We start from the raw sequence: 8,992 nt of genomic DNA, 5'->3' as shown, positions 1-8,992 counted from the left end.
CCACAGGGCCCAGCGAAGCAGCCCGTGGATCGCGTTGCCCTTCTCCACTTCGGTGAGGGGGAGCTGCAGGTCCCTGCCGTCGAAGCGGTAGCGCCCGTCGCCCACCCGGTTCGGCCAGGGGACGAGCAGCTGCCCCCGCCCACCCGTGATGGCGGACCCCCTGGAGAAGCCGTCGAGCAGCGGTCGGCCGTTCACCGCGTAGTCACGCAGGGCGCCACCCAGTTGGACCACGACCGCGCTCTGGTCTCCCCGGACCAACCGCCACGAGGCGCCCGTGGGGCCGGAAGCGGAAGGCGCCCCGACAGCGGCCTCCCCCGTCATCAGCGTCAGCACTTCTGCGACGACGGCCTCCGGAGGCCGGTCGATCTCCACGACCAAGGGGTGCTCGTCGGGCTGCGGCTCCTGGAGATCCGAGAGCTGGCTGTCCAACAGGTCCGCCGGGAAGAAGTGGCCGTTCCGCGCCGCCAGCCGGGACTCCAGCAGCTCGCGCGAGCCGTGCAGGTACACCAGGAGAACGTCCGGGCGCCCTGCCAGCAGCTTGTCCCGGTAGCCGCGCTTGAGAGCCGAGCAGGTGACGACGGCCTTCCGGCCGGCCGTGATCGCCTGGTCCATCCACGCCGCGATCGCCTCCAACCAAGGCCCCCGGTCGCTGTCCGTGAGGGGATGGCCGGCGGCCATCTTGGCGCGGCTGGCGTCGGAGTGGAACTCGTCCGCCTCCAGGTACGCCCAGCCAAGCCGCTCGGCGAGAAGACGCCCCACCGTCGACTTCCCCGACCCGGCGACGCCGACGACGAGCACCAGCGCCGGCTGCCTGTGGGCCGTCATGCCGGGTACCTCCTTCCTCTGCCGGACGAGACGTCACCGTCCGGGGGACGGATACCTCCAATCTGACCTCCGCCGCCCGACGGCGCACGTCGGCGGGACGGGCACGCCTGCGTTGCCGCGTCCGGGGCCGCGCAGCGCCGTTCCGGCAGGAGCGGACGCCTCGTGATCGGCGAGCCTTTGCCAGGGCGAGGACTCGCCGCCACGGGATGGACATGGCCGGAGTCCGGACGCGGACGCAGTCGGGCGCTCACGCCGTACGGAACGGCTGGACGCAGCCCTTGCGAACGTGACTCCGGGTCAGGCCAGGACGTTGACGGCGCGGGCGACCACCAGGCCGAGGATGAGCAGGGAGACGAGGGACTGGACGCTCATGGTGATCTTGGCCCACGGCGCCAGGGGCATCACGTCGGTGGGGCTGAACGCGGTGGCGTTGGTCAGCGCGAGGTAGAGGTAGTCGACGAACTGGGGCCGCCAGTCCGCCCTCGCCACTTCGGGGCTGAGCTGCTGGGGGAAGGCGAGCGCGGGCGTCGCGGGCATGTGGTGGGCGCGCGCCGCGGGACCGCCGCAGTCGAGCTCGAAGTAGAGCACGGAGAAGGCCAGGACCGTGCAGGCCCACACCGTGCTGCCGCTCTGCAGCAGGCTGGTGGCGGAGGCCGTCTCCTTGCCGCCCTGGAGGATGTCGTCGACCAGCCGGACGGTGGACCAGACGGCGCTGAGCGCGAGAACGCCCACCAGGGCGATCGACATGGTGCGCAGGACCGTCGAGCGCCGGTCGATCCGTCCCGGGTCGCCGGCGATGAGCGCGAGCAGAAGCAGTCCCTCGACGGCCGGGAGCACCCAGCGAGGCGCCAGACGGAAGTCGTCGGGAAGCAGGAGGGTGAGCGCCATGGCGGCGACGACGGCCGCGGCCATCGGCCACCGGTGCTCACCGACGGGACCGTGCGGACTCGATCTCTCGGTGGGCTCGGGGATGCGTCCGGTCACGGTTCGAGGGCCCTTACGTTCGAGTGCGGAGTGGTTGTCGCCGTCCTGCTCTTCGGAACATATAGCGGTCCGGTGGGTCGGCGGCGGATCTCGAGGGCGGGTACGCCCCACCCGCGTCAGCTGCGGGCCGGAAGGCACCGGACCGCGGCCGCGCCGGCTTCTCCGCGCCATGTCACCGCAACCGATCCCGGGCCCGTCGAAACCCGTACCGCTTGGTTCCTGGCGTCGGCGGGAGCAGCTTTCGTCACCCCGCCGGCCTCCGGCCGGGGTGACCGCCGCCCCCCGACGGCAGACGGTCCCCGCCGTACGTGGCAGGCCGCGGCCGGACTGCCCGCGCCGACCGGGGCACAGGGGCGGGGAAACACCCGGAACTGTGAGGGACACGCGTCCATGAAGGGCGCAGGGGCGCGGTGCCGGCCGTTCGGCGGTGCGTGCCCGCGAGGGGACCGGCTGGTACTCCGGTGCGGTGTCGTGATCTACCCGCTCGTTCCACGGGCTGAGCGTCGTCGGTAGTGGCTGCGCCCGGCTGTTGCCCGGTGGCGTCTGCGCCGGTTCGACCGGTGCAGCAGTCCGGCCAGGGACACGACTGGCGGGTTGAGGGCGGCGCTGAAGAGTCGGCGGACCTCCGGAGCGGCCAGCGAGATCGCGTCGCCGACCCAGGAGTGATGACGCGGGTCGGGCGACCGGCCAGGGGCTGCATCAGCTACGACGGCGGCCAGGAAAGTCAGCACGGGCATGGCGGGCGCGACGTGCCGGTACCGGTGCCATGAGATCCAGCGGCCCACCTGACAGCGGTCCGGACCGACTTGTCCCTTGGCGGCCCGAGAGTCCTGCCCTCTTCGACGCTCCGGCGAGTGCCTGCCACACGGACCGGTCCGGTCAGGGGCACCGCAGCGGGTGACCGGCAGGGAGGCCGGAAGGCCACCCAGGTGGGACGGGACGGTAGGTCCCGCGGTCCCAGCGCCCGCGGGACGACGAGGGAGGACACGTCCACGGCACAGGCCCGCCGGCCGACCGGCACCCACTCCGGCGCCCGTCCCTCGGGAACGGCCCCGACCACCCGCGCAACCGGATCCTCCGGCTGGGCGCGCCGCTCGTCGCGGCGACCGCGCCGACGGCGACCGTCGCGCTCCACGTGACCCTGGTCGCCTTCGGGAACATCACGGGCTTCGGGCCCAACCAGCAGTTCGTCGCGTCCGCCGGGCGGATGCACCACGGACCTGACCCCACCACACCGTGCCACCACGCCTGCCGGAGGTCGCCGCCTGGCTCACTCGGCCGGGAATCCGGTCCGTGACTGGCGCGGAGACGAGGAGCGAAACCGCCGTATCGACTGCTCGGCGCAACGGGCCGTGGCCGAGCGGTGACGCGTCTGAAGCCGGCTCTGAACGAGCAACGTCCATGTCGCTGGACGGGCTCGGGGCGCCAGAAGAGCCCCAGTGGCTTCTGGGAATAGCTGCAAAGAATGTTCTTCGTCTGCTGGTGGTACACGCCTCGCATGGTCGCTGACCAGCGGAAACGGCCACGATTCGGCCAAGCTGCAGGCGGCTGGTCCGCGTATGGCCCGGATCTTGGTCGGCCTCGTCCCTGGCCCCGAAGAGCGACCGCCATGCGGGAGCGGTTCGCACCGAAAGACGACAGCCGCTCGGCCCCACCCCCTATGGTTACGATGAACCGCGAGTTGCGACCCTTACACCCCAACTCGCGCGGGGACCACGCTCACGTCGGATGCCGCAGCAACTCTGCCCGGCGAATCAAGGGACTGACCGGTGCCTTCGTCATTTCCTGCGCGACGTACTGGGCGGACAAAGACACGGCACAACTTCCTTGGCGCGAAGTGCCGCGGTGGCCGTCTCGACCGTCCGGGGACAGCTCGGTCCGTGTGACGGTGGCGATGCCGCGCAGCTGGTCGAGGTCGACGCGGCTCCAGCCCCGTTTCACGCGCGGGCGCGGATCGTTTTCACCGACAGGCCGGTCGCGGCGGCGATCGCGGCCCAGGCCAGGCCCTGGGCTCGCAGAGCTTGTATGGATGCCGCGTCGATGCCGGGGCCGACCGGTTCAGCTGCCGGGCCTGGAGGTGGGTGCGCCGTTCGACTTGGGGGATGCGGCGCAGGATCGTCCTGCTGTCCACTCCGAGCTCGCGGGCGATGGCCGATGCGGAGCGCCCGTTCCGGTAGCGGGCGAGGATCTCATCCTCACCGCCCGCACCAACCGGTCCAAGGCGGATCAGGACCCGTCGATCTGGATGCCGCCGCTGCCGGACGCGCACTGCCGGTACGTCGGTGAGTGGACCGCGACGAAGCTGCGCTGGGGCCTGGCCGCGGACCAGGCCGAGGCCGACGCGCTGAACGTGTACGTCGAGGCGTGTGAGGGTACCGTCGTGCATTTCGCGCCCGCCGCATGATCGTGGGCGCCCGGTCGGGGGCCGGACGCCCACTCTGTTCGCAAGTTCGATCATGCCGGGGCCGGGGCTCCTCGTTAGCTGTTCCCGGTCCGGGCCCAATCGACCTGACGCGGCATCAGGTTGACGAACTGGTTGATCTGGGCCGCCTCGATAGGCTCACTGAAGTCCACGACGGCCGTCTGGGCCTGCCAGCACCAAGGGGCTGAATCAGCGCCGCCGTGAAGGGCCCCTTCCGCGCAAGCCCCCTCTCGGGCCGCCCGCAGTATGAGATGGCCTTCCGGACTACGGCCGGATTGTGCCAGCATGCCGGGCATGCAGCAGCAGCTGATTATCAGCGGCAGCGTGCCGGCACCGAGCCCAAGGAGATGATCCTCCCCGCGCTCACCGCCCGCACGCAGACCTCTCGCACCTCGCGAGGGGTCTTTTCCATTTCCCGGCCCCACCACGGCCCCCATGAACAGGACCACCACCCATGGAACACACCCGGCTCACCGTCACGCTCCAGCCCGGCCACGGAACACTCGCGCGGCTCGCCGCCACCCTCAACAACCACCACGTGCTGGACCTGACCTACACCACCGCACCGGCGAACACGGCCACAGCCATCGTATGCGTGGCACAGTCCGACGCCCTGCGCGCCCAGCACAAGCTGTGCAGGCTCGTCGACGTGATCGAGGTGACACCGGCTCCCGCATCGCCGGACACCGCAGGGGCGGCAGACGTCCCCCACACCCGCCACCCCACCGCCGGCGCACCACGCCTGTGAACGGTCCGCCCGGCGCTCTGAGCGGCCTGTCCCACTCCCGTACCACCTTCCGCCCGGCCTGCTGCTCCTGGTCGACGCCCTCGCCCTCGTCACTGGGCCGACACGCTGCTAGACGTGATCGGTGTGGCCTGGCCGAACGTGGACGAGGACGCGTACCGCGAGATGGCGGACGCGCTCAGGGAGTTCGCGGATGACCTGGAGGACGACGGTCAGCTCGCGAACAACCATTTCGAGCGCCTGTTGTCCTCGGGCGAGGGCGAGGCGATCGACGCCCTCGACGAGCACTGGCAGAAGGTCAAGGGCAAGCACTTCAAGGACATCGCCGGCGCGGCCCGCACCATCGCGGGCGCGCTGGACACGGCGGCCAACGCCATTACCACGATGAAGGGCGTGGCGCTGGGGCAGCTCACTTGGCTGGCGGGCAAGGCCGGCGTCGCGCTGGCCTTGATCCCGGTCACCGGTGGCCTGTCGGCGCTGATCGGTGGCGCTTCAATTCGGTTTGCCCAGGAGGCGATCAAGCGGCTGATCAAGGAGTGCGCGGACGAGGTCGTCGGGTATGTCGTCTCCGCGCTGACCGAGCCGGCGGTGGCGGCCCTGGAGGGCATGGCGGCGGACCTGGTCGTGCAGTTGGGCGCGATGGCGATCGGCCTGCAGGACGGCGTGGACCTCGACCAGACCAAGAAGGCCGGTACGGACGGCTTCAAGGACGGGGTGCAGTCGAGCAAGGACGCCATGCACCTGGCCTCGGCCGGAGGCGGGGGCGGCGGCTCGAAGGGCAGCGGCCTGAAGAACCTGCACATCGAGCACGCGGAGCACGACCACGCCTCCACCCAGCTGAACACCGTGAGCGTGCGCATCCACGGGAAGACGGCGGGCAAACTCACGAAGGCGAAGACCGCGCACGGCCGCACCCGGGGGCGCGACTCGATCGCCGACGCGATCGACCCGATCGCGGACAAGGCGATGGAGGCCCTGACCAAGGCGGCGAAGTCGATGGGCGACCACGTCGGCCAGACGCTGCCCAAGGTCGTCAAGCAGATATCCGTCGACCACAAGAACACCGACGACGACCTCCGCGACCGCTTCGCCCGCCAGCGCAAGGGCGACCACGACAACGACGGCGGCAAGGGCGGGACGCCGCACCGCGGGAACCCCGGCGACGATGTCCACACGAGGCCCGACTCGGTCAGCGACGCCAAGGGCGACCCGCGTGCCAACAGTGTGTCCCTGGACAAAACCGTCTGCAAGAACGACCCCGTCGACGTCGCCACGGGCAAGATGCTCCTCCCACAGACGGACCTCGTCCTGCCCGGCGTCCTCCCGCTCGCGTTGCGCCGCACCCACGTCTCGACCTACCGCTACGGGCACTGGTTCGGACCCAGTTGGGCCTCCACCCTCGACGAACGCATCGAGGTCGACGCTTTCGGCGGCGGAGCGATCTGGGCCCGCGAGGACGGCTCCGTGCTGATCTACCCCCGCTTGCCCCGCCCCGACGGAGAGCACGTCCTACCGGTGGGAGGAGACCGGCTCCCCCTGGTCCACGGCGGAGCGGACGGCGACGGGACCACGTACGAGGTACGTGATCCGCACGGCGGGCAGGTACGGTCCTTCACCGGCAGCCCCTACCGCACCTCCACCGCCTACTGGCTGTCCGCCCTCGAGGACCGCAACGGCAACCGGATCGCTTTCTCGCGCCGCCCCGACGGCGCGCCGACCGCCGTGTCCCACTCGGGCGGCTACGTCGTCCAGATCACGGCCACCACGTCACGGGTGACGGACCTGGCCGTCCGCGGCCCCGGGGGCCCTGCCACGGTGGTCGGCTACGCCTACGACCCCACCGGGCACCTCACGTCCCTGACCGGCCCGCAAGGACCGGACGGTCCCGCCATGCGCTTCACCTACGACGGCGACGGGCGCGTCACGTCCTGGACCGACCGCAACGGCTTCACGTTCCAGTACGTGTACGACGGGCAGGGCCGGGTCGCCCGCACGATCGGCCCCGAAGGAACCCTGTCGTCGAGCTTCGCCTACGACACCCACCCGGAGACCGGACACCCCATCACCCGGTACACCGACTCCACCGGAGCCACCACCGTCCTGCACCTGAACGACCGCCTCCAGGTCGTCGCCGAAACCGATCCCCTCGGCCACACCACCCAGCTGACCTGGGACGCCTACGACCGTCCCCTCACCCGCACCGACCCGCTCGGCCACACCACCGAGCTCACCTGGAGCGAGGAGGGCAACCTCGTCGCGGTGCGCCTGCCCGACGGCAGCACGGCCACGGCCCGCTACGACGAGCGGAACCTGCCCGTCGAAGTCACCGGAGCCGACGGCACGACGTGGCGGCAGACCTTCGACGACCTCGGCAACTGCACCGGGGTCCAGGCCCCGGACGGGAGGGTGAGGCGCTTCACGCACGACCGCACCGGCGCCATCGCGACCATGACCGACGCCGTCGGCAGCACGCTCCGCATACGATCCGACGGCGCCGGGCTCGCCCTGGAGGTGAGCGACGACGGGCGAGGCGTCACGCGCGTCGAACGGGACCACCGAGGACGCCCCCTCCGTATCGTCGACCCGGCAGGCGGTGTCCAGGAGTTCGTCTGGGACGGCGACGACCACCTGCTCGCCCGCACCGCCGCCGACGGCAGCCGCGAAACCTGGACCTGGGACGCGGAAGGCAACTGCGCGGCCTACACCGACGCCGCCGGCGGGGTGTGGGGCACCGAGTACGGCCCCTTCGACAAGCCCCTGGTCCGGTCCGACCCGGACGGCGCCCGCCACCGGCTGCGCTACGACACCGAACTGCGCCTCGTGGAAGTCACCAACCCCCTCGGGCAGAACTGGCACTACACCTACGACGCCGCCGGCAACCTCACGGCCGAGACCGACTTCGAAGGACGCACCAGCCACTACCGCTACGACGCGGCCAACCGGATCACCCGACGCACCAACCCCGCCGGACAGACGGTCGGCTACACCTGGGACGCCATGGGCCGGCTGACGTCCGACGACGCCGACGGCGATCTCACCCACTACGCGTACGACGCCACCGGCGCGCTCGTCGAGGCACGTACCGCCACCTCGACACTGAGCATCGAACGGGACGTCATGGGCCGGCCGCTCAGCGAGACCGTCGACGGCCCCACCCTCCGGTACGCGTACGACGTGGCCGGCCGGCGCATCGCCCGCACCACGCCCACGGGCGTGGTCACGAGCTTTGCCTACGACCCCGCGGGACACCGCTCCTCCCTGGCCGTCGACGGGCATGCCCTCACCTTCGGGCACGATCTACTCGGCCGCGAGATCAGTCGCGTCTGGGGCGACCCGGGCACCCCGGTGACCCTGACCACCACCTGGGACAACGTCAGCAGGCCGACGACGCAGAGTCTCACCGCCGGGACCGCCCCCACGCCCGTCGTGACGCGCGACTACGCCTACCGGGCCGACGGCTTCCCCCTCACCATCGGCGAACAGGCCGCAGGCGCCGAACGCGGCACCAAGCGGATCACCCTCGACCCCATGGGCAGGCCACTGGCCGTCACCGGCACCGGCTGGGAGGAGAGCTACGGCTACGACCAGGCCGGCAACCAGGACACGGCCACCTGGCCGGCCCGAGCCGGACACGGCGAGGCCCGCGGCCCGAGGACCTACGCCGGCACCCGCCTCCTGGCGGCCGGCTCCCTCCACTACGAACACGACGCGGCAGGCCGGGTCGTCGTACGCCGCCGCACCCGCCCCTCCCGCAAGCCCGAGCAATGGCGCTACAGCTACGACGCACGGGACCGGCTGACCTCCTGCACCACCCCCGACGGCACCCTGTGGACCTACGCCTACGACCCCCTCGGCCGTCGCATCGCCAAGTACCGCATGGCCGACGACGGACGAACGCCGCTGGAGACCATCCGCTACACCTGGGACGGCACCCTTCTCGCGGAACAGGTCGACGAAGCCACCGCCACCGCCCTGACCACCCACGCCCCCGGCCCCCTGGGCGACCTTGCGCGAGC

6 protein-coding genes are annotated in these 8,992 nt (G+C 71.4%); 4 read left to right on the top strand and 2 right to left on the bottom strand.

Going from position 1 to position 8,992, the window contains the following annotated elements; all coding sequences use genetic code 11:
• Both CCN56_RS12485 and CCN56_RS12480 read right to left on the bottom strand, forming a co-directional pair.
• A partial coding sequence (locus CCN56_RS12485; protein ID WP_086826462.1) for a gluconokinase, GntK/IdnK-type occupies positions 1 to 825 on the bottom strand: 825 nt, incomplete at its 3' end.
• Positions 826 to 1,122: 297 nt separating this feature from the next.
• The gene (locus CCN56_RS12480) at positions 1,123 to 1,809 is read right to left on the bottom strand and encodes a DUF1345 domain-containing protein (RefSeq protein ID WP_086826461.1); all 687 of its coding nucleotides are present in this window, start codon (positions 1,807 to 1,809) and stop codon (positions 1,123 to 1,125) included.
• 1,072 nt (positions 1,810 to 2,881) lie between these two features.
• On the opposite strand from CCN56_RS12480, the gene CCN56_RS45790 reads away from it, so the two are divergent.
• The 4 genes from CCN56_RS45790 to CCN56_RS12465 all read left to right on the top strand — a co-directional run.
• On the top strand, positions 2,882 to 3,106 hold the full coding sequence (locus CCN56_RS45790) for a DUF2165 family protein (protein WP_107484142.1): 225 nt from the start codon (positions 2,882 to 2,884) through the stop codon (positions 3,104 to 3,106).
• 780 nt (positions 3,107 to 3,886) lie between these two features.
• Complete coding sequence (locus CCN56_RS42580; protein WP_143664509.1) at positions 3,887 to 4,213, top strand: hypothetical protein; 327 nt, start codon at positions 3,887 to 3,889, stop codon at positions 4,211 to 4,213.
• 472 nt (positions 4,214 to 4,685) lie between these two features.
• Entirely contained in the window at positions 4,686 to 4,979 is a 294-nt protein-coding gene (locus CCN56_RS12470) for a hypothetical protein (protein ID WP_086826459.1), read from the top strand.
• A gap of 114 nt (positions 4,980 to 5,093) precedes the next feature.
• A partial coding sequence (locus CCN56_RS12465) for a DUF6531 domain-containing protein (RefSeq protein WP_143664508.1) occupies positions 5,094 to 8,992 on the top strand: 3,899 nt, incomplete at its 3' end.

Source organism: Streptomyces sp. NRRL B-24572, assembly GCF_002156145.1.
Taxonomy (GTDB): domain Bacteria; phylum Actinomycetota; class Actinomycetes; order Streptomycetales; family Streptomycetaceae; genus Streptomyces; species Streptomyces vietnamensis.
Note: the sequence above shows the minus strand (reverse complement) of the source record. Positions and strands in the feature narration are given on the sequence as shown.